This is a genomic window from Frondihabitans sucicola (assembly GCF_030296615.1).
Lineage (GTDB): Bacteria > Actinomycetota > Actinomycetes > Actinomycetales > Microbacteriaceae > Frondihabitans > Frondihabitans sucicola.
Genome location: NZ_AP027732.1, coordinates 525,566 through 548,933 on the forward strand (window position 1 = coordinate 525,566; position 23,368 = coordinate 548,933).

At 69.3% G+C, this 23,368-nt stretch carries 22 protein-coding genes and 4 pseudogenes; 13 read left to right on the top strand and 13 right to left on the bottom strand.

Annotated elements, in window-relative coordinates; genetic code table 11:
* Nucleotides 1–96: 96 nt before the first annotated feature.
* Both QUE79_RS02745 and QUE79_RS02750 read right to left on the bottom strand, forming a co-directional pair.
* Entirely contained in the window at nt 97–1,470 is a 1,374-nt protein-coding gene (locus tag QUE79_RS02745; RefSeq protein ID WP_286345322.1) for an MFS transporter, read from the bottom strand.
* A gap of 237 nt (nt 1,471–1,707) precedes the next feature.
* Complete coding sequence (locus QUE79_RS02750; RefSeq protein ID WP_286345323.1) at nt 1,708–1,920, bottom strand: antitoxin; 213 nt, start codon at nt 1,918–1,920, stop codon at nt 1,708–1,710.
* Nucleotides 1,921–2,117: 197 nt separating this feature from the next.
* Here QUE79_RS02750 and QUE79_RS02755 point away from each other — a divergent pair, with 197 nt between their 5' ends.
* The 3 genes from QUE79_RS02755 (at nt 2,118) to QUE79_RS25120 (ending at nt 3,873) form a co-directional block, all read left to right on the top strand.
* The gene (locus QUE79_RS02755; protein ID WP_286345324.1) at nt 2,118–2,669 is read left to right on the top strand and encodes a DUF6197 family protein; all 552 of its coding nucleotides are present in this window, start codon (nt 2,118–2,120) and stop codon (nt 2,667–2,669) included.
* 101 nt (nt 2,670–2,770) lie between these two features.
* On the top strand, nt 2,771–3,205 hold the full coding sequence (locus QUE79_RS25115) for a calcium:cation antiporter family protein (RefSeq protein ID WP_350271621.1): 435 nt from the start codon (nt 2,771–2,773) through the stop codon (nt 3,203–3,205).
* On the top strand, nt 3,199–3,873 hold the full coding sequence (locus tag QUE79_RS25120; protein ID WP_350271622.1) for a calcium:cation antiporter: 675 nt from the start codon (nt 3,199–3,201) through the stop codon (nt 3,871–3,873). The genes QUE79_RS25115 and QUE79_RS25120 overlap by 7 nt, the downstream gene beginning before the upstream one ends.
* Before the next feature lie 32 nt (nt 3,874–3,905).
* Here QUE79_RS25120 and QUE79_RS02765 read toward each other — a convergent pair whose 3' ends face one another.
* Complete coding sequence (locus QUE79_RS02765; protein ID WP_286345325.1) at nt 3,906–4,409, bottom strand: PaaI family thioesterase; 504 nt, start codon at nt 4,407–4,409, stop codon at nt 3,906–3,908.
* 86 nt (nt 4,410–4,495) lie between these two features.
* Here QUE79_RS02765 and QUE79_RS02770 point away from each other — a divergent pair, with 86 nt between their 5' ends.
* Together QUE79_RS02770 and QUE79_RS02775 are read left to right on the top strand one after the other, a co-directional pair.
* The gene (locus QUE79_RS02770; protein WP_286345326.1) at nt 4,496–4,651 is read left to right on the top strand and encodes a hypothetical protein; all 156 of its coding nucleotides are present in this window, start codon (nt 4,496–4,498) and stop codon (nt 4,649–4,651) included.
* Entirely contained in the window at nt 4,627–5,298 is a 672-nt protein-coding gene (locus QUE79_RS02775; RefSeq protein WP_286345327.1) for an oxygenase MpaB family protein, read from the top strand. Before QUE79_RS02770 ends, QUE79_RS02775 begins: the two co-directional genes overlap by 25 nt.
* Nucleotides 5,299–5,441: 143 nt before the next feature.
* On the opposite strand, the gene QUE79_RS02780 is transcribed toward QUE79_RS02775, so the two are convergent.
* Nucleotides 5,442–6,389, bottom strand: a complete 948-nt coding sequence (locus QUE79_RS02780; protein ID WP_286345328.1) for a 2-dehydropantoate 2-reductase — start codon at nt 6,387–6,389, stop codon at nt 5,442–5,444.
* A gap of 142 nt (nt 6,390–6,531) precedes the next feature.
* A complete protein-coding gene (locus QUE79_RS02785; RefSeq protein WP_286345329.1) occupies nt 6,532–7,584 on the bottom strand; it encodes a ketopantoate reductase family protein in 1,053 nt (350 codons plus the stop codon).
* 133 nt (nt 7,585–7,717) lie between these two features.
* Between QUE79_RS02785 and QUE79_RS02790 the strand changes: the two genes are divergently transcribed.
* From QUE79_RS02790 to QUE79_RS02805, 4 genes and pseudogenes are all read left to right on the top strand, one after another.
* Nucleotides 7,718–8,770, top strand: a complete 1,053-nt coding sequence (locus tag QUE79_RS02790; RefSeq protein ID WP_286345330.1) for a hypothetical protein — start codon at nt 7,718–7,720, stop codon at nt 8,768–8,770.
* A 281-nt stretch (nt 8,771–9,051) separates the two neighbouring features.
* Nucleotides 9,052–10,037: pseudogene (locus QUE79_RS02795) on the top strand (chloride channel protein).
* 93 nt (nt 10,038–10,130) lie between these two features.
* Entirely contained in the window at nt 10,131–10,544 is a 414-nt protein-coding gene (locus QUE79_RS02800) for a DUF4383 domain-containing protein (protein ID WP_286345331.1), read from the top strand.
* A 74-nt stretch (nt 10,545–10,618) separates the two neighbouring features.
* On the top strand, nt 10,619–11,275 hold the full coding sequence (locus QUE79_RS02805) for a biliverdin-producing heme oxygenase (protein WP_286345332.1): 657 nt from the start codon (nt 10,619–10,621) through the stop codon (nt 11,273–11,275).
* Between the two features lie 60 nt (nt 11,276–11,335).
* On the opposite strand, the pseudogene QUE79_RS02810 reads toward QUE79_RS02805, so the two are convergent.
* Nucleotides 11,336–12,645: pseudogene (locus tag QUE79_RS02810) on the bottom strand (ATP-dependent DNA helicase).
* Nucleotides 12,646–12,783: 138 nt separating this feature from the next.
* Here QUE79_RS02810 and QUE79_RS02815 point away from each other — a divergent pair.
* The 4 genes and pseudogenes from QUE79_RS02815 (at nt 12,784) to QUE79_RS02830 (ending at nt 17,198) form a co-directional block, all read left to right on the top strand.
* Nucleotides 12,784–13,764, top strand: a complete 981-nt coding sequence (locus QUE79_RS02815; RefSeq protein WP_286345333.1) for a hypothetical protein — start codon at nt 12,784–12,786, stop codon at nt 13,762–13,764.
* A gap of 107 nt (nt 13,765–13,871) precedes the next feature.
* Nucleotides 13,872–14,900 (top strand): LacI family DNA-binding transcriptional regulator, encoded by a 1,029-nt coding sequence (locus QUE79_RS02820; protein ID WP_286345334.1) that lies wholly within the window; start codon nt 13,872–13,874, stop codon nt 14,898–14,900.
* Nucleotides 14,901–15,065: 165 nt separating this feature from the next.
* A pseudogene (locus QUE79_RS02825) lies at nt 15,066–15,949 on the top strand (ABC transporter ATP-binding protein).
* A gap of 7 nt (nt 15,950–15,956) precedes the next feature.
* A complete protein-coding gene (locus QUE79_RS02830) occupies nt 15,957–17,198 on the top strand; it encodes an ABC transporter permease (RefSeq protein ID WP_286345335.1) in 1,242 nt (413 codons plus the stop codon).
* 114 nt (nt 17,199–17,312) lie between these two features.
* Here the strand turns inward: QUE79_RS02830 and QUE79_RS02835 are convergent, their stop codons facing one another.
* The 7 genes and pseudogenes from QUE79_RS02835 to QUE79_RS02865 all read right to left on the bottom strand — a co-directional run bounded on the left by QUE79_RS02835 (nt 17,313) and on the right by QUE79_RS02865 (nt 23,283).
* Nucleotides 17,313–17,783 (bottom strand): GNAT family N-acetyltransferase, encoded by a 471-nt coding sequence (locus tag QUE79_RS02835; RefSeq protein ID WP_286345336.1) that lies wholly within the window; start codon nt 17,781–17,783, stop codon nt 17,313–17,315.
* 108 nt (nt 17,784–17,891) lie between these two features.
* Entirely contained in the window at nt 17,892–18,437 is a 546-nt protein-coding gene (locus tag QUE79_RS02840) for an HAD family acid phosphatase (RefSeq protein WP_350271623.1), read from the bottom strand.
* A 296-nt stretch (nt 18,438–18,733) separates the two neighbouring features.
* Nucleotides 18,734–19,027, bottom strand: a pseudogene (locus tag QUE79_RS25125) (HAD family acid phosphatase); the annotation flags it as partial.
* Nucleotides 19,012–19,539 (bottom strand): hypothetical protein, encoded by a 528-nt coding sequence (locus QUE79_RS02850; RefSeq protein ID WP_286345339.1) that lies wholly within the window; start codon nt 19,537–19,539, stop codon nt 19,012–19,014. The gene QUE79_RS02850 and the pseudogene QUE79_RS25125, both read right to left, overlap by 16 nt.
* Before the next feature lie 111 nt (nt 19,540–19,650).
* Entirely contained in the window at nt 19,651–20,103 is a 453-nt protein-coding gene (locus QUE79_RS02855; RefSeq protein ID WP_286345340.1) for a DUF6314 family protein, read from the bottom strand.
* 145 nt (nt 20,104–20,248) lie between these two features.
* A complete protein-coding gene (locus tag QUE79_RS02860) occupies nt 20,249–21,475 on the bottom strand; it encodes a saccharopine dehydrogenase family protein (protein ID WP_286345341.1) in 1,227 nt (408 codons plus the stop codon).
* A gap of 8 nt (nt 21,476–21,483) precedes the next feature.
* Complete coding sequence (locus QUE79_RS02865; protein WP_286345342.1) at nt 21,484–23,283, bottom strand: APC family permease; 1,800 nt, start codon at nt 23,281–23,283, stop codon at nt 21,484–21,486.
* Nucleotides 23,284–23,368: the final 85 nt, after the last annotated feature.

Consider the following 23,368-nt stretch of genomic DNA (forward strand, 5'->3'; position numbering starts at 1 on the left):
ATCAACACGGGTGATACCGGAATTCGGGCCGGCATCACCACGTCGGTCGCGCCGAACCCTTGCGCTTCCGTCGGCCCCCTCGTCGGTCGGCGCTCGTCAGCGGTCGGTCGACCCCGTGGGAATCGCGCGACCGCTCACCGCGAGGGCGAGCACCGCGACGGCGAGAGCCACACCGAAGCAGGCGACGAACGCGCCGGGATCCTGCGCCCCACCGAGCAGACCGAACGCTGCGCCGGTCAGAGCGAGAACCACGGCGGCCCCGGCCGAGTCGGCGATGGTGAGCGCGGACGAGTTGAAGCCGCGCTCGTCGTCGCCGGACCAGCGCAGCACCAGCACCGAGAAGCGCGGATACATGAAGCCCATTCCGAAGCCGGTGAGCGTCCAACCGACGATCAGGACCGCCGGGTGCACGTGCCAGATCGGCGTGACCACGGCGGAGACCACGCCCACGACGACGAGCGTGATGCCGATCCGGATACCGAGCAACTGGGTGACCCGATCGCCGAGCCGCCCCACGAGCCAGCTGGCCAGAGCCCAACTCACGGAGCCGACCGTGAGCGTGATGCCCGACGCGGCAGGCGAGAAGCCGTAGTGCGCGCTGAGAAGGTACGGAATGTAGACGTCGCCGCCGAGGAACGCCGCCCCGACCAAACCGCGCAGGAGGACCAGGGTCGGCACCCCGGCACCGGCTCGGAGCGTCCGCGCGGGGAGCAGCGGCCGCAGAGCCACCGCGAGGACCAGCACGGACGCGACGACCACCGCGACCGACACGGCGACGGGGAACTCCGACAGCAGGTTGAGAGCCACGACGGCAGCGGCCGCCGCGCCGGACCAGAGGATCCTGCCGGCGCTCCACGGCACGACTGCCTCGCGCGGCGCCAGCCTGCGAAGGCTCGGAGCGATCATCGCGAAGGCCGGAACCGCTGCCACCATCGCACCGAGGAAGACCCAGTGCCAGCCGAAACGCTCCGTGACGGTGCCGGCGATGACGGGGCCGACGAGGCCCGGCACGACCCAGGCGGCGGCGAAACCCGCGAAGACGGAGGGGTGGAGACGGGCCGGATACAGCTCTGACACCATCACGTAGAGGCCGACGATCAACGCGCCGGAGCCGAACCCCTGCACCAGTCGGCCCACGAGAAGGACGGTCATGGTGGGGGCGGTGCCGACGATCAGGAGCCCGATCGCGAACATCAGCGTCGACGAGATCACGACGGACCGAGGGCCGCTGCGGTCGGCCCAGTTGCCGGCGAACACCATTCCGACGAGGCTCGTCGCGAGCGGCGCCGCGAAGGTGAGGGAGTACAAGGCCTCGCCGTTCAGCTGGCGGCTCACCGTCGGCATCACGGTCGTGACCGCCAGGGACTCGAACGCGGCGATGCCGATCAGCGCGACCATGCCGAGCGTGGCGAGGAGGTAGTGCCTGCTGAGGACGCCGCCCGGGGAGGTGTCGACAGCAGCTTTGCTCATCCGATCAGCCTACGGCCGGGCACGGGGTCGCGTCGCCCTCTGCCCGGGGCCCGGGGTCCGGGGCCCGGGGCCCGGGGCCCGGGGCCCGGGGCCCGGGGTCCGGGGTCTTGCCCGCAGTCGGCTGCACGCCGACGACCGGGCCACGGTCGGTAACTCAGGGTGCAAGCCGCGCGCCGCCCCGACCCGCGGGGCAACCGCCGGCGGCGCCGGCTTGCACCCTGAGTTACCGACGCACGACTAGTTGTCGCCGACCTTCTTGTCGGCTTCGTCGCGCGCCGAGTCGATCTGATCGTGGAACTTGCCGCCGGTCGCCTTGTCGACCGCACCTGCGACGCCGTCGAGGAGCTTGTCGCTGATGCCCTCGGCCTGCTCGCTCTTGAGCGCGTCCTTGACCTTGTCGTCGCCCAGGAACTCCTGAGCTTTCTTTGCGATGTCGTCGAATCCAGCCATGGTCCTGCCACCCTTCGTGCTTCGAAACCCACTCCTGTGAGCATTCGTCACACTAGCCCCGTGCGCGACGGCCGTCACGGCTTTTCGAGGGAAACCTCTTGCCAACGGAGGGTGTCCACGCGATGCTGAGATCTGTTGCGTCGCCCCGCCGCAGCGGTGATCACGAGCGGGGCCGTTCACCGGTGCGAAGGAGCATCATGAGCATCCACGATCCTCGAGTGGCAGCGTCCCCTGCGGGCCCAGAACTCCCGCTGTTCGGCTGGCGTGCGCGCCACCGCCGCAAGAAAGAGGAGGCGCTCCTCGTCCGCGAGGCGGAGTGGGCCACCGAGCAGGCCCGGCTGCAGACGATCCTCGGTGAGGCGCGACGACTCGTCGAGGAGAACTGGATCCGCGGCGCCTGGTTCGCCGTCCGCGACGCCAGCGGTCGGACCAGGCTGGTGCGCGGTGGCCGCGCCATCATGCTCTCCGACAACCAGATCGTGGGATCCTGCGTCGTCGGGTCGGTCATCCGGGCCGCCGGCGGCACCGCAGCCGCGCACGAGCAGTCCGTGCAGCGCGTCCTCGACGCGGTGTGGCACGCACTGCGCGAGCCCGAAGACGCACCCGTTCAGTGGTGCCCGCCGCCGATGACGCGCGTGCAGCACCTCCGCGACCTCACGCGGTGGAACGACTACGAGGCGCGCTCGGCCGACGAGGTGTCGTCCCTGCTGCTCACCGCCGAGAGAGTGGTCCTCTTCTCGGAAGACTGAGCGAGGTCGGGCGACGACGGGGCGAGGACGTACCGGCGCGGGCCGGGACGCTGCTTCCCAGCGAACCTTCAGTAGGCTGAATCCGACCTGGAGGGAGTTCCATGGCCACCCGCATTCGCTCACTCGCGCCCGTCGCGATGCCCGTGATCGCACTCATCGCACTTGTGGCGACCTACCATCGGCATCTGTCGACCGGGTTCGCGATCCTGGTGGGGGCGATCCTGATCGGTGCCGTCCTCGCGGCCGTGCATCACGCCGAGGTCGTCGCGCACCGCGTCGGAGAGCCCCTGGGGTCGATCGTCCTGGCGGTCGCCGTGACCATCATCGAGGTCGGGCTGATCATCACGCTGATGCTGGCCGGCGGGCACAACGTCGAGACGCTCGCCCGAGACACCGCGTTCGCGGCCGTGATGATCACCTGCAACGGAATCGTCGGCCTGTCGCTGCTGCTCGGCTCCGTGCGGCACGGGCTCCCCGGTTCAACCGCGAAGGAACAGGTGCCGCCCTCAGCGTCGTCGCGACGCTCGCCGTGCTGACCCTCGTGCTCCCGCGCTTCACCACGGGCGCCTCCGGCGGCCGATTCACCGGGTTCCAGCTGGCGTTCATCGCGGTCGCGGCCCTGGCCCTCTGGCTCGCGTTCGTGTCGACCCAGACCGGGCGGCACCGCGACTTCTTCCTGCCCATCAACGAGGCGAAGCCGAAGCTCGACGATCCCGACGGCAGCGACGACCACGCCGATCCCCCGACCAACCGTGCGACGGTGATCAGCCTGATCCTGCTCGTCGTCTCGCTGCTGTCGGTCGTGCAGCTGGGCCACACCGTGCAGCCGAACATCGAGTCGGGCCTCGCCGCAGCCGGCATCCCGAGCACCTTCGTCGGTGTCGTCATCGCTTTCATCGTGCTGCTGCCCGAAGGCATCGCCGCCTCGCGGGCAGCCCTCGGCAACCGCCTTCAGACGAGCCTCAACCTCGGTTACGGCTCGGCCATCGCCAGCATCGGCCTGACGATTCCGGCCATCGCCGTCGCCAGCATCTGGCTCGAGGGGCCGCTCGTCCTCGGCCTCGGGTCGGTGCAGATCGTGCTGCTCGGCGTCACGCTCCTCGTCAGCACCCTCACCGTGGCACCCGGCCGCTCGACTCGGCTGCAGGGCATGATCCACCTGATCATCCTGGCGGCGTTCGTCTTCCTGGCGATCAGCCCGTAGGAGGCCGCGCGCTCACCGGCCGCGCAGGCAGCTCAGGCCGGAACGACGAGGCACGTCGACGTCGCGGTCGCGAGCAGCCGGCCGTCGGCGTCCGAGATGGTCGCCCGAGCCGTACCGGTGCGGCGCCCCGCGTGATCGGTCGTCGCCGTGATGGTGACGGGGCCCGTCTCGACGCGGATCGGCCGCAGGTACCTGACCTGCAGGTCGAGCGTGGTGATGCTCGACCCCGCCGGAAGATGGCTCTGCACCGCGTACCCGATGGCCGTGTCGGCCCAGGTCGCGATGACGCCCCCGTGGACCGTCCCGATGGCGTTGTAGCCGAACTCGTGAGGCTGCGCCAGGATCGTCGCCGTCCCGACCGACGCCTCGACGAGGGCGAACGACAGCGTCGACGCCACCGGCGCCTGAGGGATCTCGCCGTCGACCATGCGCTGCAGGAACTCCATCCCCGAGGTCGACGGCGCCGCGTCCGCGATGGGAGCAGGATCGCTCCAGGTGTATTCGCGTCGGCGTTCTGGATACTCGTCGGAAGTCACCCGTCGACTCTACGTCCCGGCGAACGACACGCGTCGCCTACACCGGCACCCGCGGTCCTCCGAAGTAGGCGAGGTACTCTGCGATCGTGCCAGCCCGCGTCGATCCTGCTTCCGAGGCCGTGATCCTCGCGGGGGCGGGCCGCGCGATCCTGCTGCAGCTGGCCTCCCCCAGGTCGGCCACGGAGTCGCCAGGCACAGCGGCTTCGCCGAGAACCCGATGGCGCGACTCCACGGCACCCTGATGTACGTCTACGCCGTGATGGCCGGGACCCCGGACGACCGCGCGCTCGCGCAGCGCTACGTCCGGCGGATGCACGAGCCCGTGCACGGCGGTGGGTCGGGCGGGGTGCCGGCCTACGACGCGCGCGACCCCGAACTGCAGCTGTGGGTGGCGGCCACCCTGTACGACACGGCGATCCTGGTGCACGATCGCGTCCTCGGGCATCTGCCCGAGTCGCGCGCCGACGCGCTGTACGAGCGCTACGCCGCCCTGGGGACCGCGCTCGAGGTGCCGCCGCAGTCGTGGCCCGCGGATCGGGGCGCGTTCGCGCGGTACTGGCAGGATGCCCTCGCTCGGCTGTCCGTGGACGACACGATCCGAGCACAGGCCGATGCCCTGTGGAAGGCGACGAAGGCTCCTCGGTGGGTGCGGCTCCTGATGCCCCTCAACCGTTTCATCACTGCCGGATTTTTGCCGCCCGAACTCCGCGCCGCCTACGGCCTGCGCTGGACGGCGCGCGACCAGCGCCACGGGGATCTGCTCTGGCGCCTGGTGCAGGTCGTGTACCCGAGGCTGCCGGTGCGCCTGCGGACGTGGCCGCAGCGCTACTACTTGAAGCGGCTCAGGCGCGCCGGGCGAGGGGCGGCGCGGGGGCGCGTCGCGGCTTAGGTACCGGCTGGGGCGCGGCGGCTCGCGGCTTGGGTGCTGGTGGGCGCGGGGCTGCCCGGAGCCGGTCTGGACAGCCGCCTCGCGGCTTGGGTGCTGGTGGGCGCGGGGCTGCTCGGAGCCGGTCTGGACGGCCGCCTCGTGGCTTAGGCGCCGGTGGGCGCGGGGGACGTGGAGGCCTGGCCACGGCGAGCGCGGTAGATCTCGAGGCCGGCGTCGGCGGCGGCGAGCAACGGAACGCGCAGACCGAACCCCTGGGCCCGCGCAACGAGGTCGCCCAGGATCTGATCGGCCTCGACCTCGAGGCCCGCCTCCCGATCACGGAACAGCGACGTCGTGAAATCCGAGCCGGGCTGGGTGAGCGTCCGCTCGGCCTGCTGGTAGGCCTTCTCGCGGGGTGCGTGTCCGGCCGCGGCCGCGACCGAGGCGCACTCCGCCACGATGGCGCGGGCCGTCGCAGCGCCGTTGGGCACCGACTCGATGGTGCCGACGTCGCCGCCGAGCAGCGTGGTCAGGGCGCCGCCGGCCGCCAGCACGAACCACTTCTCCCAGAGGGCCTGCCGGATGTCGCCGCTGAGCCGGGCGTCGAACGGGGCGCCACTCAGGGCTTCGTGCACTCGCGTGATCCGGGCGGAATCGCCCCCGGCGAGTTCCCCCACGACGATCGTCTGCAGCGGGCCGAGCTGCTTCACGGAGCCGTCCACAAGCGTCGCCGCGACGAAGCAGAGGCCGCCGACCACGGCCTCCGAGCCGAACCGCTCGCTCAGGAGATCGAAGTGCCGCATGCCGTTGAGCAAGGGCACGATCGTCGTCTGCGGGCCGACGGCGGGCGCGATGTCGTCGAGCGTGCCTTCGAGCGCGAACGACTTCACGCAGAGGAGGACGAGGTCGAAGGGCTCGGTGATGTCGGCGGCGACGACGACCTGCGGCTCGGAGACGCGGACATCACCGTCGATCGCGTGGAGGGTGAGGCCGTTGCGGAGGGCGGCGGCGCGGCGCTCCCGAACGAGGAACGTCACGTCGCGACCTGCCGCCGCGAGATAACCACCGAAGAAGCCGCCGACGGCGCCTGCGCCGACCACCAGGATTCGCATGGTGACACGCTACCGGCGGAGGTCGCGGGGTCTGCGGCGGCAACTCAGGTTGCAAGCCGCCGCGCGGCGTGGCCGCGGCGCGGCGCGGGCCGCGCGCGGCGTGACCGCGGTCTCCAACCTGAGTTACCGGCGGCGACCGACGTCAGTCGGCCGACACGGACGCGTGGTCGACCTCGTCGAGCGCCGCCGAGACCTGGTCGACCGTCATCGAGGCCGCTCCGGCACCCGAGCCGGCGGCCTGGCGCGCGAGCCGCTGCACCTCCGCGTTGAGCGGCGCCTCCAACCCGTGGAGCCTCGCCATCAGCGCGATCTCGCCGTTCAGGTAGTCCGTCTCGATCGAGCCGGTGCCACGCTGGATCGACTGCCACGACGATCCGCCGAAATCGCCCTCGAGGCCTGGCACGGGCCGCACGTCGAAGGAGTCGCCTCGCCACGCCTCCTCATCGTCGGCTGTCGGCCAGGTGATCCCGGCGGCCGTGTAGATCTCGACGGCCTCCGCTTCGAGGCGCGCGCGGAGGTCGTCGGTGCCCTCTACAGCCGGGCCCAAGAGAGCCTGCAGCGCGTTGCCCAGGTTCGAAAGAAGCTTGCGGTGCTTCCAGCGCATGACGTCGTCGGCGAGGAAGATCTGGAAGGTCGACCCCGTCCAATCGGCTTCGAGGGTCGCCAGGAGCTCGCGGTCCGCCTCGGTGGCCTCCGCCGCGTAGCGACCGACCACGAAGGTCCCACTCGACGGTGCGATCCGCACGACCACCTCGCCCGGAGTGAGGTGCACTCCGGGAAGCCAGACGCACACGGCGAAGACACGCGCGAAGTGGCGCAGGGCGATCCGCTCGCTCTCGATGCCGTTGAGGGCGGTGAAGGCCGGCAGGATCGCGCCGGCCGACCCGACGAAGGTCCTCCCGTCGTGCACGGGCTGGTCGGCCCACTCGCGGAGGGCCTGCTCGACCTGTTGAGTCTTGGTGGCGAACACGAGGACGTCGTCGATCTGGAGGTGGACCCCGGCAGCCGAGGAGGCGAGGGGAAGACGAATCACCGTGTCGTCGTCTGGGGAGCGCACCCGAAGTCCGGCGGCCTCGATGGCGTCGCCGTGATCACCTCTCGCGATGAGAAGGGGCGGGTTGGTGGTCGAGTGCTGTGCGAGTCGTGCGGCGACGACCCCTCCGATGGCTCCGGCGCCGATGATCACGTATCGCATGGTTCCACCCTGGCATGAGCTCCTGTCAGCTCCCCGGGGCGGGTGTTTCTGCACAGGGCGAGGTCCGATCGAGTTGTCCACAGCCGGGCTTCCCTGCTCAGCGAGGCGGCCAGCGGTTCGCGACGGTGGCTGCATGAACGGCATCCAGACCCTCGTCGCCGAAGGCGGCGGAATCCTCCACAAACGCCAGCTCGTCGCCCTCGGGGCACGGGACCGACAGCTCACCTGGGCGGTGCGCCGCGGCTACGTCCGACGCCCGCGCCGAGGGTGGTACACGACCTTCGCGCCCTCGGACCCTCGCTACATCGCCGTCCGCGCCGGCGGTCGGTTGACCGGATTGTCCGCGTTGGCCCTGCTCGACGCCTGGCAGTGGGACGCCCGCCCGCCGATCACGGTGTCCGTGCCGGCCAACGCCAGTCGGTTCCGCCGTCTGAAAGGAGTGCGAGTCGTCTGGGACGACCGAGAACTCAGCGAGCGCGGTTCGACCTCTTCCGTGGCTCCGCGGGATGCGCTCCGCGAGGCACTGCTCGAGACGACGTTCGAACAGGCGGTGTCGTTGCTCGACTGGGCGGTGAACTGCGGCCTGCTCGACCACGACGACATCCCGGCGTTCGTCGCCGGCCTCCCGGCAGACATTGCACGAATCGAGGCGTGGGTCGACGGCAACAGCGACAGCATCCTCGAGAGCGTCGTCCGAACCCGTCTGCTGCAGCGTGGCCACGACGTGAGAAGTCAGGAAGTCCTTCCCAACGGGCAGCGGATCGACCTCGTCGTGGACGGCGCGATCGGTCTCGAACTCGACGGCAAGACGTTCCACGCCGAGACGTTCGAGTCGGATCGCAGGAAGGACCTCGAGATCGTGCTCAGTGGCCGGTCGACTCTGCGCCTGAGTTACACGATGGTGCGCGACGACTGGGAGCGGGTCCTGGCGGCCATCGACGCCGCCCTTGGCAATCATCGGCAGGGGCCGACGGGTCGGGTCGGCAATTCAGGATCGTGGCCGCGGGTCCCGCGGCGCGGCACACGGCTCTGGCGGCTGCGGCCGCCGGGGCGCAGGCTGCAACCTGAATTGCCGGCCGGGGTGGCGGCGGCAGAGGGCGCGGCGGGCGCCGCGGGCGCAGCGGGACGGGGCGGGACGGCGGCACGGCGCGGGCGGCACCGCCGCCTCGGTACGATCTTCGGGTGACGAGCCCCCACCCCGCCTCCGCCCATTGGCTGATCCGCCTCGTCGCGGTGACGATCCTCGTGGGACTCGGCGCGGGCGTGAGCGGTCTCGTCGTCAGCTGGCTCCTGCACGGGCTGGAGCACGTCACCTACGGCTTCGGCGAGGGCGACTTCCTCGACGACCTGCCGACCCCGTCGAACCTCAGGCGAGTCCTCGCCCTGTTCATCGCGGGTGTCGTCGGCGGATTCGGCTGGTGGGCCCTGCGGCGCTTCGGCAAGAAGGTCGTCTCCGTCGAGGCGGCGGTGGAGGGCGCTCGCATGCCCGTGCTGTCGAGCCTGGCGAACGTCGCCCTCCAGATCGTCATCGTCGGTCTCGGCGCTTCGATCGGCCGCGAGGTGGCGCCGCGCGAGCTCGCCGCCCTCGCGGCGCAGTGGATCACGCGCACCACCGGCGTCAACCAGCGGGAGCGCAGGATCCTCGTCGCGTGCGGAGCCGGCGCGGGTCTCGCCGCTGTCTACGACGTCCCGTTGGCGGGGGCGGTCTTCGCCATCGAGGTCCTCCTCGCCGAGCTCAGCATCGCCACCGTGCTTCCCGCGCTGGCCACGTCGGCGATCGCGGCGCTGGTCGCACGCCTCGTGACGAGCGCCGCGCCCTGTACGACGTCCCGCACCTGAGCCTGAGTCCCTCGCTCGTGGTGTGGTCCGTCGTCGTCGGGCCGGTCGTCGGGTTCGGGGCGCTCGGCTTCATGCTGCTCGCCAAGTGGGCCGGCGATCACCGACCGAAGAGCTGGGCCATCCTCATCGTGATGCCGGCCGTGTTCACCGCGGTCGGCGTGCTGTCGATCTGGTTCCCGCAGATCCTCGGCAACGGTCGAGCCCTCGGCCAGCTCGGCCTGACGGGAACCGCTCCATTGCTCTTCATCGCCGCTGTCGTGGTCGTCAAGACCGCGTCGACGGTCGGCACGATCGGCGCGGGCGCGGCCGGCGGCACCCTGACGCCGTCGCTCGCCCTCGGCGCGGGCATGGGCGCTGTCCTCGGCGGTCTGTGGCTGCTGTTCTGGCCCGGGTCGAGCATCTCCGCGTTCGCGTTCGTCGCCGCGGCCGCCTTTCTCGCCTCGTCCATGAAGGCGCCACTCACCGCCCTGGTGCTGGTTCTGGAGTTCACCGGGCAGGGCACGACCCTGCTCGTCCCGACGCTGCTCGCCATCGGCGGCTCGGTCGCGATCACCTACATGGTGGGCCGCCGCAAGATCGCCGGGATCGTCAAGGGCGGTCGGGGTACGGCCTGACGGTCGCGCGCAACGGGCCCGTCGACCGCTACCCTTCCTCGACCTCGGTAGTCTTTGGGGGCAAGCATTTCGCGCACCTGGAGGCAACAACACATGAGCCAGTCCCCCAACCGGCTGCTGGGCGTCATTTTCGGCACCATCTTCCTGATCATCGGGCTGTTCGGTTTCTTCCTCGCGACCCCGTTCCCCTTCGCGACGGCCGAGGGCGCCGTGTTCATCGGCCTCTTCGCCGCCAACGCTGCCCTCAGCGGCATCCACGTCGTGATCGGCGCGATTCTCGTGCTGTGCGGCCTGACCGGCACCCTGTCGGCCAAGATCGCGGGGGTCCTGATCGGCGTGGGGCTGTTCGCCTTCGGCATCTTCGGCTTCGTCGCGGCGCACACCTCGGCGAACATCTTCGCCCTGAACACGCCCGACAGCCTGCTGCACCTCCTGGTCGGGCTGCTCCTGGCCGCTGCGGGCTTCGCCAGCGACAAGGTGATCCTGCGCAAACCGGTCGCCGCCTGACTCTGGCGGAGGGGCCTACGCGCCGCTAGGGTTAGGGTCACCTAACCACCGCGGACGTCGGCCGAGAGGAGCGAATGCCAGCAGCGATCCCCTTCTCGCAGGCCCTGCGCGAGCGCACCTCCGTGAGGTCGGCCGTGCCGTCCGCATCGGAGCGGTTCATGGCCGCCTTGCTCTCCGGGCGATCCGTGCGCGCCGACTACGTCGCGCTGGTGGCCCAGAACTACTTCGTGTACGGCGCCCTCGAGCGGGCCGCCGAGCAGCGAGCGAGCGACCCCGTCGCCGCGACATTCATGTCGCCTGCCCTCACGCGGTTGCCGGCGATCCGCGAAGACCTGCGGTTCCTGATCGGAGAAGACTGGCAGGATTCCATCGCCCCGCTGGCCACGACGAAACGGTACGTCGACCGCATCGAGTCCGTCGCGGCGACCAGCACCGGAGCCTTCGTGGCGCACCACTACACTCGCTACCTCGGCGATCTGTCGGGTTGCGCGATCATCCGCGCCATCATGCAGCGCCAGTTCGGCTTCGAGACGAACGGGGTCGGCTTCTACCTCTTCGCCGACATCGCCAAGCCGAAGGAGTTCAAGTCGACCTACCGCGCGCAGCTCGACGCCGTCGGCTGGTCGGAGGAGGAGCGCGAGCGTGTGATCGCCGAGGTCGGGGTCGCCTACCGGCTGACCGAGGAGCTCTTCGAGGACCTCTCGTCGAGCCGCAACTCGACGGCGGCCTGACGCCTCGCGGTCGCCACTACGCGACCCCCACCGCCGCACCGAGAACCCGACGCCCCGACCTCACTCCGACGCGACGCGCGCCGCCTGGATGGCCGGCACCCGCGTCGCCTGTGACATGAAGCGCCGCACGTCGAGGTCGACGATGATGTCGGCCGGGCGGAGGGGCCGCGACAGGTAGAGCCCGTCGAGCGAGGTGATCCGAGAGAGGGCCACGTAGGTCTGGCCGGCGCTGAACACCCGCGAGCCGAGGTCGACGATGGCGCGATCGTAGGTCTTGCCCTGCGACTTGTGGATGGTGACGGCCCAGGCCAGCCGCAGGGGAACTGCTGGAACTCGGCGACGATGTCTTTCTTCAGCTCTTTGGTCGTCTGCGAGTAGCTGTACTTGTACTTCTCCCAGACCGCGGGCTGCACCTCGACCTCCTCGCCGTCGATCTCGACGAAGACGGTGTCGCGGATCTTGGTCACCACCCCGACCGAGCCGTTGACCCAGCGCTGGTCGGAGTCGTTGCGGAGGAACATCACCTGTGCGCCGGTCTTCAACTCGAGCGCCTCGTCGGCGGGGAAGGTGCGGCCGCCGAAGTCGCCGGTGACGTCGGCCTTGGCGGTCTTGATCTTGCCGGGCAGCCGGTCGAGCTCGACCTTGTTGATCCGGGAGACGGTGTCGTTGCGCGTGGCGAGCGTGATCGCGCCACCGTCGGTCGGCAGCGGGCGGGCTCCGGCCGCGTTGAGCGCGCCGGCGATCTCGGCGGTGACGCGCCCGTGCCGCACCGCGTTGAGCATTTCTTTGAACGCCGAGTCGCTCTGCCGGTGGATGAACGCGAGCTCGAGAATGCGAAGCGTCGCGTCGTCCCAGACGTGGGCGTCGAAGAACCACATCGACCGGTAGTGGTCGCGGAAGTAGGCGCGCTCCTCCGGGTCGCCCGGGACGGGCGCGAGCTGGTACGGATCGCCGAAGAGCACGACCTGCACGCCTCCGAACGGCTCGTTCTTGCGCTGTCTCGCCTGACGCAGCGACCGGTCGATCGCGTCGAGGAGGTCGGCGTTGACCATCGACACCTCGTCGATCACCAGGGTGTCGATGGTGTTGAGCAGCTTGCGGAGCTCGCCGTTCTGCTCGATGTCGTGATCGGCGATCAGACCGATCGGCAACCGGAACAGCGAGTGGATCGTCTGGCCACCGACGTTCAGGGCGGCGACGCCGGTCGGTGCGCAGATGACGATCTGCTTGGAAGTGTTCCACGACAGGTGATTGAGGAGCGTCGATTTTCCGGTGCCCGCGCGACCGGTGACGAAGATGTGCTCGCGGGTGTTCTCGATCGCGTCGTAGACGGCGGCCTGCTCATCGGACAGGGCAGGAGCAGCACTCACGCAGAACCCCTTCCTCAACACGACGACACAACGACACGACAACAACAACACGACGACACGACGACCAGACCCTCCCAATCTACCCGCTGCCGCCCGCCCGGCCGGGGTGCACGGCCGACGACTCGTAGGATGTGGAGAATGGCAGCGCCTGTGGGGAACACGACGCGAGCCGCACTGATCTGGGGCGGCTTGGCGGCCGTCGTGATCGGCGGATTCTTCGTGGTCGTCGCGATCCTGAACGCCACCGTCTACAGCGCTCCCGGTTTCGTCCGCGGCTACCTCGATGCCCTCGACCAGGGCGACACGGGCAGCGCGCTGAGCCTGGCCGGCGTCACCCCCGGCGCCGACGACGTCCTGCTCACCGTCTCCGAGAGCGGCAGGATCAGCGACGCCCACGTGGTCTCGGACCACCCCACCGCCAGGGGTGGCCGGGTCGTCACCGTGTCGTTCAGGGCCGGTGGCGCGACGCACCGGGCTCCGTTCGCCGTCGAGAAGGACGGCGTCTTCGGAGGGCTGTTCACCCGCTGGGCGTTCCAGACCGCCCCGACGGCGTCGATCGAGATCACTCCGGCGCACGATCCGCGCTTCACGGCGAACGGTGTCGCGATCCGGTCGAAGAGCGCCGATCTCGCCACCCGTTACACGGTGCTGGCGCCCGCCGTCTTCGAGCTCGCCCACGACACCACCTACCTCACCGCGGCGCCGGCCACGGCCGTGGTCGCAGCGCCCGGCGCCGTCGTGAAGGCGACGGTGACGGTGGCCCCGAAGAAGAGCTTCGTGCAGAAGGTGACGACCGACGTCACGAAGTACCTGCGCACGACGTGTCTTCCTCAGCGGGTGCTGCTCCCCTCCGGCTGCCCGTTCGGAGAACAGATCGACGACCGGCTGACCTCGGAGCCGACCTGGAGCATGACGTCGTATCCCCCGGTGACCATGCGCCCGACGGCGACGGCGGGCGTCTGGCTGGTCTCCGAGGCCACGGGCGAGGCGCACCTGAAGGTCGGCGCGCAGTCGCTCTACGACGGACACCCGTACACGATCGACGAGCGCGTGCCGTTCCAGGTCGAGTATCTCGTGACGATCGGCTCCGACAATCGACTGACGATCACCCCGAGGTGACGCGTGGCTCACGGTGAATCCTGCGGACAGCGCTGTCATACTGGCGGTTCGTCCGGCCCGAGACCCTGCGGGCGGCCCGGAGACGGGGTAGGCCCTGGAGTGAACACGTGACGATCCCGAAGAGTCCCGCCACGCTGGTCGACGTCGCCGAGCGGGCCGGCGTCAGCCTGAAGACGGCGTCGCGCGCCGTCAACGGCGAGCCGCACGTCGCCGAGGCGACGCGTCAGAAGGTCGCGAAGGCCGCCCTCGATCTCGGCTTCCAGCTCAACAGCATGGCCTCGCTGCTCAAGCGCGGCATCCGCTCCAACTTCATCGGCCTGGTCACCGGCGACCTCGCCAACCCGTTCTATTCGTCCCTGGCCAAGGGGGTCGAGCGCGAGCTCCGGTCGCAGGGGCTGCAGCTGGTCGTCTCCTCGACCGACGAGAGCGGCGAGCGCGAGCGGGTCCTGGTCGAAGAGATGGTGGCTCGCCAGGTCCGGGCGCTCATCGTCGTGTCGACGCACGAGTCGAACGACACGCTGCGGTCCGCCCAAGAGCGGGGCATCCCCGTCGTCTTCGTCGACCGCCCGGCCCTCGATCTGACGGCCGACAGCGTCGTGCTCGACAACCGCGCCGGCGCCCGCCTCGCGATCGAGCACCTGATCGCCGCGGGGCACCGGCGCATCGGCTTCATCGGCGACTTCTCGCGCCTCCCCACGCACCAGCAGCGCCTCGACGGCTACCTCGACGCCATCGAGGCTCTCCCGACGAAGAGCGGGCAGGATCCACGGGAACTCGTCCGCGAAGACTTCCACGACGCCGCCGGTGCCCGCGGAGCCGCCCTCGAGCTCCTCTCCCTCTCCACTCCGCCCACCGCACTCTTCACCAGCAACAACCGCGTCACGATCGGCGCGCTGACGGCCTTCCGGGGGCTGCCGGTCGCGCCGGCCCTGGTCGGGTTCGACGACTTCGACCTGTCGGATGTCCTCGGCGTCACCGTCGTGTCGCACGACCCCGTCGAGATGGGCTCACGCGCGGCGCGGATCGCGTTGGAGACCCTCGAGAGCCGTCAGCCGGGCGGCGAGCCCGTCGTGCTGCCGGTCCGCCTCATCGAGCGCGGGTCGGGCGAGGCGGCGCCCGGGGTCGACTGGAGGTAGGCCGCAGGGCTGAGGCGCGGGCGGAATGCTCCTAGGGCGTGTCTCCCGCGTGGCCGCGATCCAGGCCACGCACGGCCTGCGGAGACGTGAGAGACAGGCCCTAGTAGGGTCGTGGCCATGGATCAACGGCAGATCGAACCAATCGTCCGCATCCAGAATTTTCGAATGGATTTCGGCCGCACGACAGTGATACACGACCTGTCGTTCGACATCAAGGCCGGCGAGACCTTCGGATTCCTGGGCTCCAACGGATCAGGCAAGACGACGACCATCCGAGCCCTGCTCGGCATCTACGAGCCGACCGGTGGGGTCCTGCACATCGACGGCAAGCCCTTCAGCCCCGAGCGCGGCAGTCGCCTCGGCTATCTGCCGGAGGAGCGCGGGCTGTACAAGAAGGAGTCGGTCATCGACGTGATGACGTACTTCGGCCGACTCAAGGGGCTCGGCAAGCAGGAGTCGAAAGACTGGTCGCTGACGTACCTCGACCGGGTCGCGCTGGCCGACAAGGCGAGCACGCGGCTCGACAAGCTGTCGGGCGGCCAGCAGCAGAAGGTCCAGCTCGGCGTCACGATCATGAACCAGCCCGACCTGCTCATCCTCGACGAGCCGACCAAGGGCTTCGACCCGGTCAACCGCCGCCTGCTGATGGACATCATCGAAGAGCAGAAGAAGGCCGGGGCGACGGTGCTCATGGTGACCCACCAGATGGAGGAGGTCGAGCGTCTCTGCGACCGCGTGATCCTGCTCAAGAACGGGCGCTCCGAGGCCTACGGCACCATTTCCGAGGTGCAGGATCAGTTCGGGGGACGACGATCCGGCTGCGGTACTCGGGCGAGGTGCCCGCGTCACCGCACTACTCGGTGACGACGCGCGATCGGAACTACGCGGAACTCGACGTGACCGACTCGGTCGACGAGGCCGTGATCCTGCGCGAGCTGGTCGAGGCGGGCGTGCAGGTGCGGGGGTTCGAGACGAGCAAACTGAGCCTCGACGAGATCTTCCTGCGCGTGTACGGCGAAGAGAACGCACCCCTGGCGCCCGAGGGGTGAGTGCCTGATGGCCAGGTACAACCTCGGCACCGTCGTCTCGTTCGAGGTGACCAGGACGCTGACGAAGCGCCGGTTCTGGATCGCGACGTTGATCGTGCCCGTGATCATCGGCATCGTCGTCGCGCTGATCGTCGGCGCCAACAGCTCGACCGACAACAGCGTCTCGTCGCAGAAGAACCAGAAGTTCTCGTTCACGTACAGCGACGCGTCCGGGGTCGTCGACCCGTCGATCGTGAAAGCCGTCGGGGGCTCGAAGGCTTCCTCGCCCAGCGCCGCGATCGCGGCGGTCAAGAGCGGGAAGCTCGACGCGTACTTCGACTACCCCGCCGATCCTGCGAAGCAGGCGACCAAGGTCTACGGCGTCGACAAGGGCATCTTCGACAACGGCAAGTACTCGTCGGTGGCGTCGTCGATCCTCACGGCGAGCGCCGAGGCGAAGGTCCACGACGCGAAACTGACGACGCTCGTGAAGGGCGATCTGCCGGTCGACGCGACCACCTACGACTCGTCCGGTGCGGTGTCGGGCGGGATCGGGAGCGTGATCCCGCCGCTGCTGTTCCTGGCGATCTTCTACGTCGTGATCCTGCTGCTCGGCAATCAGATGCTGACCTCGACGCTGGAGGAGAAGGAGAACCGGGTCACGGAGATGATCCTGACGACCCTCAACCCGACGACGCTGATCATCGGCAAGGTGGTGTCGCTGTTCATCGTCGGGATCGTGCAGATGCTCGTGTTCGCTCTGCCGGTGGTGGTCGGGTACCTCTTCTTCCGAACCTCGCTGAACCTGCCGGCGCTCGACCTCGCCGACCTGCAGCTCGATCCGTGGCAGATGATCACCGGTGCCCTCCTGCTGATCGGGGGCTTCACCCTGTTCACCGGCACGCTCGTCGCCGTCGGAGCGATCATGCCGACGGCGAAGGAGGCGGGCCAGATCTTCGGCGTCATGATGGCCCTGATCTTCGTGCCGTTCTACGGGGTGACGCTGATCGTCTCCGATCCGCACGCGCTGATCGTGCAGGTGTTCACGTGGTTCCCGTACTCGGCGCCGGTCACGGCGATGCTGCGGAACGGCTTCTCGTCGCTGTCGCCCGGCGAGGCGATCGGCGTGATCGTCGAGCAGTTCGTGCTCGGGGTCGTGGTGCTGCGGCTGGCGGTGCGCCTGTTCCGCTTCGGGTCGATCGAGTACTCGAAGAAGGTGTCGCTGTCGGCCGTGCTGCCGTCGCGGAAGGCCGCGCGCGCCGCCCGCTGACGCGGTGTTGCAGGGCGGCCTGACGGCGCCCGAGGCGTAGGCGGCACGCAGCGCGCGGCACGCAACACGCAGCCTGCAGCCCGCAGCCCGCAGCCCGCACACAGCACGACGCCGTCAGCCGCCGCCCAGCTCCCGCCGCATCACGAAGTTGGTGAGCTCGACGCCGCGGATCACGGGCCGCTGCTCCTCCACCACGACGAAGCCCGCCCTCTCGAAGAAGCCGCGCGCGGTCAGGCTCGCGTGCGTCGTGAGCGACTCGGCACCGGCGGTCGAGGCGGCTTCCGTCACGACCTCGAGCAGGGCCGCCGCGATACCGCGGCCGCCGAACGCCGGGTCGACGAACAGCATGTCGATGTAGCCCAGCCCGTCGACGTCGATGAACGCGACGACGCGGCCCTCGTCGACGGCCACGACGGTGTCGGCGGCCGCCCGACGCGCGGCCCACTCCCGGCGGTCGCTGTCGTCGCTCGACCAGGCCGCGATCTGCTCCGGCGAGTAGTCGCGTGCGGCCGTCTCGCGGATGGCGCGCCGGAACACGTCGAGCGTCGGCTCGGCGTCGGCGGGCACGTACGGGCGCAGGTGCATGCATCGACGCTAGCGCGGGGTCACGACGAGCGACAGCACCCGAACGGAGGTCGCAGAAAACCCCCGCCGCCGGCACAGGGAGCACCGGCGGCGAGGGTTTCGAGGCGATCAGGGCAGGTAGTACGTCGGGTTCGGCAGCTTCACGGAACGGTCGGCGTGACCGCCGATCAGGTCGCTGAACTGGTCGCCGTAGTTCGCCACGACGTCGTAGTGACCTCCGGCCCTCGACTCGACGAACGCGCGGGTCTGCGACTTGTACTCGATCGTCGTGCACTTCGCCGCTGCGCAGGAGATGTACGACGGCTGCTGCGAGGCGCCGACGCCGGTCCACTTCGTGTAGTAGTCCGCCGGCGTGAAGCCGGTGTACCCGACCTTGGCGAGGTTGCCGATGGTGGCCGCCTTCTGGTCGTCGGTACGGCCGGTGAGCCCGATCAGCGAGCAGCCGTACTTCTGCGCGACGTCGGTCAGCGAGACCATCGACGGCGTTGCCGGGAAGCGCTGATCCTGCACCCAGACGTCCTGCTCGGCGGGCGAGAAGGTGAAGTGCATGTCGCCGACCTCCATGTCGTAGGTCCAGAGGGTGGTGTCGTCGGCGTCGAGCACGATCGCGGGGTTCTGATGGCGCTTGGACGCGACGTAGCACTGGGCCGCCACGCGGGGGATCTCCTCTTGACGATCGAGGCCATCTCCCGGATGTACGGCGAGGTGGACTTGTTCGACAGGCCCGTACCGGTGTCGCCGTAGTAGGTCGCGATCGTCGACTTGACGCTGTCGATGTTGGGGATGCCGTCACCCGGCTGCGTGAGGCCGCTCGATCCGTCCGCCTTCATGACGAAGTGCGTGCGGGGAGCGAGCCGCGGCTCGGAGACGCCCGGCAGGTCGGCCGACGGCAGGTAGTACGTCGGGTTCGGCAGCTTCAGGATGCGGTCGGCGTAGCCGCCCTGCAGGTCGGACCACTGATCGCCGACGTTCAGTGCGACGTCGTAGCCCAGGCTCTCGATGTGCTTCCGGGTGAGGGCTTTGAACTCGACCGTGGTGCACTTTGCCGTCGCACAGGTCACGTAGGAGGGCTGCTGCGAGGCTCCGACGCCGGTCCACTTCGTGTAGAACTTGTCCGACGTGAAGGCGTCGTAGCCGACCTTCGTCAGGTTGCCGAGGGTGGCGGCCTTCTGGTCGTCGTTGCGGCCGGTGAGACCGAAGATCGTGAAGCCCATGGCCTTGGCCTGGTTCACGAACCCGACCATCGAGGGGTGGCCGGGAACCGCTGATCCTGGACCCACACGTCCTGCTCGGGGACCGAGAAGGTGAAGTGCATGTCGGCCACCTCCATGTCGTAGGTCATGAGGGTGGTGTCGTCGGCGTCGAAGACGATGGCGGGCTTCTTGTGCTGGCGGATCGCCGACAGGTAGATCGACTTCAGCGTGCGGGACTGCTGCGCCACAATGCGCGCCATCTCACTGATGTACGGGGAGGAGGTCTTCGACGCGATGCCCGTGCCCGGGTCGCCGTAGTACTTCGCGATGGTCGACTTGACGCTGTCGATGTTGGGAATCCCTTCACCGCCCTGCGTGGCGCCGCTCGACCCGTCGGGCGCCATCGTGAACTGCGTGCGGGGCTGCAGCTGCTGTGCGGTGCCGCCGTGGCCCGGATGGCCACCGCCGTCCCAGGCTTGAGCGGAGTTGGCGCCGAACAGCGTCGCCCCCAGCGCCAGAGCCGCGACCGCGGCGATCGTCTTCGTCGACTTTCGGAGTTTCATCGTTCACCAGTCTGTAGAGAGGTTGTCTGCCCCCTTCTGGGGGGCCTGCTCAGCACCCTACTCAGATGATTCATGGCTCGCAGCGAGCCTCCGCAAAGGTTTACGTGGTCGTCACACGGCCGCGCGGAACTCGTAGCGCGTGTCGATCACGTAGTCCTTCGCCGGCCCCGTCGCAGCCCACCGCATGGTCCAGGCGCCGGGCGCGACTCCTGCTGTCGCGGACGCGGGCTCAGGATCGAGGCGCCCGCGATACAGGTCGGGCGCGCAGTCGTGCAGCAGCTCGGTGCCGGTGGCCCAGGCGTGGAAGCCGCGGCCGTCCGCGAAGTCGACCGACCAGGGTCCTGCGCCCTCCCGCGTCAGCACCCGGTGCGTGGTGACCGGGACATCGCCCGACGGCAGGTGCATCGTGCCCTGCTCGCGCCAGTCGATGGTGGTGTCGTCGCGGCGCGAGAACACGGCCGCTCCCTCGACGCCGATCGTCTGCCCGGCCAGGCGGTCGTCGACGACGCGTTCGAAGGCCCACCGGCCGACGAGGTCGGGCGGCAGGAAGTCGACGCGAAGCACCCGCTCATTCTCCCTCGCCGCGACAGGCGACGGCATTTCAGGTTGCAAGCCGACGCGCTGAGCAGAACGGGCTCGGCCCGCCCGCGGCTGCGGCTTGCAACCTGAGTTACCAGCGCCAACGAATCGACGGGCCGCACCGACGACCCTAGAGCTCCTTCTCCTGGAGGCCCCACGGGGAGCCGTAGCCCGACGGAGCGTCGGCGGCCAGGAGCGACAGGAACGGTCCGGCGGGGAAGGCTTCCGGGCCGAGGACGCCGGCGCCCGACCAGGCGCCGGTGGCGAGCAGCTCGAGCGCGATCACCGGGTTGATGGCGGTCTGCCAGACGACGGCCTGCGAGGAGTACTCCGCCATCGTCTGCTCGTTGTCGACGACGTGATAGAGGTAGGTCGATCGCGGCTGGCCGTCCTTGCCCGTGCCCCGCACCCAGAGGCCGGCGCAGGTCTTGCCGGACATCCTGTCGCCGAGGGTCGCCGGGTCGGGCAGCGCGGCGGCGACCACGTCGCGCGGGGCGACCGAGACGCCCTTCACGGTGAGCGGAGCCGTCGAGTCGAGGCCGAGCATGTGCAGGGTCTTCAGCACCTCGATGAACTCGTTGCCCAGGCCGTACTTGAAGTTCACGCGCTTGGCCTTGGTCCACCGGGGCATGAGGAGGACCTCCTCGTGCTCGACGTTGACGCACTCGACCGGCCCGATGCCCTCCGGGAAGTCGAACACTTCGGGCTCGGAGAACGGCGCCGTCGTGTACCACCCGCGGCCCTCCTCGTAGATCACGGGCGGGTTGAGGCACTCTTCGATGGTGGTCCAGATGGAGAAGGACGGCGCGAAGTCGTAGCCGGCCACGACGAGGTTCGCCCCGTCGCGCACGCCGAGCTCGTCGATCTCGCTGAACAGTTCGTCCTCGGCGTAGCGCGCGAAGACGTCCGACAGGCCCGGCTCGACGCCCATGCCCACCAGCGCGAGCTGTCCGGCCGCCTCCCACGCGGCCGCCGCCGCGAACTGCTCGTCGCCGAGCTTGACCCCGGTCTGTTCGTGAGGGGAGGTGGGGTGCGGGTGGCTGAGGCTCATCGCCATGTCGAGGTAGGTGGCCCCCGCCTCGAAGCAGCCGTCGAAGATCGGCATGACGAAGCGCGGATCGACCGCGTTCAGCACGTGGGTGATCTCGTGCGACCGGATCAGCGAGGCGACCGACGACGAGTCGGACGCGTCGACCTGGGCGGCGACGAGCCGCGGGTCTCCCACGGCCTCGACGAGTGCCGTGGGCCTGGCCGGGTCGTAGTCCGCGACGACGAGGCTGTCGAAGAAGTCGCGGCGGACGGCGATGCGCACGGCGGCCGAACCGACGCCACCGGCGCCGATGATGAGGATCTTCATGAGGAGAGCTACTTCGCGTCGGGTGAATCGGAGGAAGAGGAAGAGGTGGGGTCGAACGGTGCGGCCGGCGTCTCGGTCGTGTCCGGGGTCGGGCCCGTCCGCCGGTTGCCGCGAACGCGCTTGCCGGTCTCGGCGTTGATGGCGACGGCGCCGGTGGGGAGGTTCGACAGGTCGGGCGAGACGACGGTGGGGAAGTACCCCGAGTCGGGCAGCCCGAAGTTCGCGACGACACCGTCCCCCGGGGCGAGCACGTAGTCGTCCTGGCGCTTGCTGAGCGTCCGGCCGACGAAGAAGTCCGGCTTGATGACCCGCCAGACGAGCATGAGCACCGCACCGATCAGGAGACCGCCGATGCCGACGACCGCTTCGGCACCGATCCCGAAGATCGTGACGTTGTCGCCCTTGGCGTCGGTCAGCCAGTCGGGAGCCGCGAACGCGTAGACGCCGTAGACGAAGACCGACAGCAGCATCACGCCGCCGAGGAAGGGGAAGATCCCGCGCATGATGATGCTGCGCGCCGACTGGAACAGCGTCTTGCGGTAGTACCAGACGCAGGCGAAACCCGTCATGCCGTAGTAGAAGGCGATCATGAGGCCGATCGACCCGATGAGCGCGTTGAGCAGGTCGACGCTGATGAGCGTGAAGACCAGGTAGAACAGGCAGGAGATGGCTCCCATGCCGACCGTCGACCACGTCGGCGTGAGGAACCTGGGGTGGATCCGGGCGAACTGCGAGGGGAGCGCCTTGTAGACGGCCATCGACAGCGACGTGCGGGCCGTCGGCAGGATCGTCGTCTGGGTCGAAGCGGAGGCCGAGGTCAGGATCGAGAAGCCGAGCATGGCCATCAGGATCGAGCCGATGACGCCACCGCCGAAGAGTTGCGGCCCGATCGACGAGAACACGTCGTTGGCGTTGTCGAGGTTCGCGAGGCCGATGCCCTTGGTGCCGACGCCGGCGAAGGCGATCGTGGCGACGGCGACGAGGACATAGGTGACCAGCAGAAGCACCGTCGAGAGGATCGCCGCGCGACCGGGCGTCTTCTCCGGGTCCTTGGTCTCCTCGTTGATCGACACGGCGGTGTCCCAGCCCCAGTAGATGAAGATCGCGGTCAGCATCGCCGGCGCAATGGTCTGGAAGCCGAGGGGGAACGGGTTGAGCCAGGACAGCGACGGCAGGATCGAGTACGACTCGGCGTCGCCTCCGTACACCCGGACCAGGGCGAACACCGCGAAGAAGATCAGGATCACGACTTCGAAAGCCAGCAGGAAGTACTGCAGCCGCGCCGAGATCTCGATGCCCCGATAGCAGATGTACGTCATGACGATGATCCAGGCGAGGCCCGCAGCGGTCGACCAGACCGGGTTGGTCGACAGGGCCGCGACCTGCGGCAGCCCGAACGACCCGACGAAGGTGAAGGAGTACGACCCGGCGATCGAGGCGAGGTTCGCCATGACGATCACGTCGGCCGCGATGATTCCCCAGCCGCCCATCCAGCCCGTCTTCGGCCCGAACGCGCGAGACGCCCAGGTGAACGTCGTGCCGCAGTCGGCCTCCGCCTTGTTGAGCTCCTGGTAGGCGACGGCGATCAGGTACATCGGGATGAACGCGAGCAGGATGATGCCCGGCGCACGAACGCCGGCGATCGTCGCTCCGCCGACGACGATGAAGCCGAGGCTCGCTGCCAGGCTGTAGGCGGGGGCCGTCGAGGCGACCCCGACCACGACGCTCGAGACGAGACCGAGGGATCCTCCCTTCAGCCCTTTGGTGTCGACGGGCTGGGTGCTCGTCGGCGCGGTGGTTGCAGACATTCGGGCCTCCATCGGTGCAGGATCGCGGGTTGCCCAAGAGAACCGGAACCCGCCGCCACGCGTCAATGCCGTCTCGTCCTGTTCG

Coding starts and splice junctions, on each gene's coding strand:
- QUE79_RS02745 (WP_286345322.1), bottom strand. CDS start 1,470: ATGAGCAAAGCTGCTGTCGACACCTCCCCGGGCGGCGTCCTCAGCAGG.
- QUE79_RS02750 (WP_286345323.1), bottom strand. CDS start 1,920: ATGGCTGGATTCGACGACATCGCAAAGAAAGCTCAGGAGTTCCTGGGC.
- QUE79_RS02755 (WP_286345324.1), top strand. CDS start 2,118: ATGAGCATCCACGATCCTCGAGTGGCAGCGTCCCCTGCGGGCCCAGAA.
- QUE79_RS25115 (WP_350271621.1), top strand. CDS start 2,771: ATGGCCACCCGCATTCGCTCACTCGCGCCCGTCGCGATGCCCGTGATC.
- QUE79_RS02775 (WP_286345327.1), top strand. CDS start 4,627: ATGGCGCGACTCCACGGCACCCTGATGTACGTCTACGCCGTGATGGCC.
- QUE79_RS02780 (WP_286345328.1), bottom strand. CDS start 6,389: ATGCGAATCCTGGTGGTCGGCGCAGGCGCCGTCGGCGGCTTCTTCGGT.
- QUE79_RS02785 (WP_286345329.1), bottom strand. CDS start 7,584: ATGCGATACGTGATCATCGGCGCCGGAGCCATCGGAGGGGTCGTCGCC.
- QUE79_RS02790 (WP_286345330.1), top strand. CDS start 7,718: ATGAACGGCATCCAGACCCTCGTCGCCGAAGGCGGCGGAATCCTCCAC.
- QUE79_RS02800 (WP_286345331.1), top strand. CDS start 10,131: ATGAGCCAGTCCCCCAACCGGCTGCTGGGCGTCATTTTCGGCACCATC.
- QUE79_RS02805 (WP_286345332.1), top strand. CDS start 10,619: ATGCCAGCAGCGATCCCCTTCTCGCAGGCCCTGCGCGAGCGCACCTCC.
- QUE79_RS02815 (WP_286345333.1), top strand. CDS start 12,784: ATGGCAGCGCCTGTGGGGAACACGACGCGAGCCGCACTGATCTGGGGC.
- QUE79_RS02830 (WP_286345335.1), top strand. CDS start 15,957: ATGGCCAGGTACAACCTCGGCACCGTCGTCTCGTTCGAGGTGACCAGG.
- QUE79_RS02835 (WP_286345336.1), bottom strand. CDS start 17,783: ATGCACCTGCGCCCGTACGTGCCCGCCGACGCCGAGCCGACGCTCGAC.
- QUE79_RS02850 (WP_286345339.1), bottom strand. CDS start 19,539: ATGAAACTCCGAAAGTCGACGAAGACGATCGCCGCGGTCGCGGCTCTG.
- QUE79_RS02860 (WP_286345341.1), bottom strand. CDS start 21,475: ATGAAGATCCTCATCATCGGCGCCGGTGGCGTCGGTTCGGCCGCCGTG.
- QUE79_RS02865 (WP_286345342.1), bottom strand. CDS start 23,283: ATGTCTGCAACCACCGCGCCGACGAGCACCCAGCCCGTCGACACCAAA.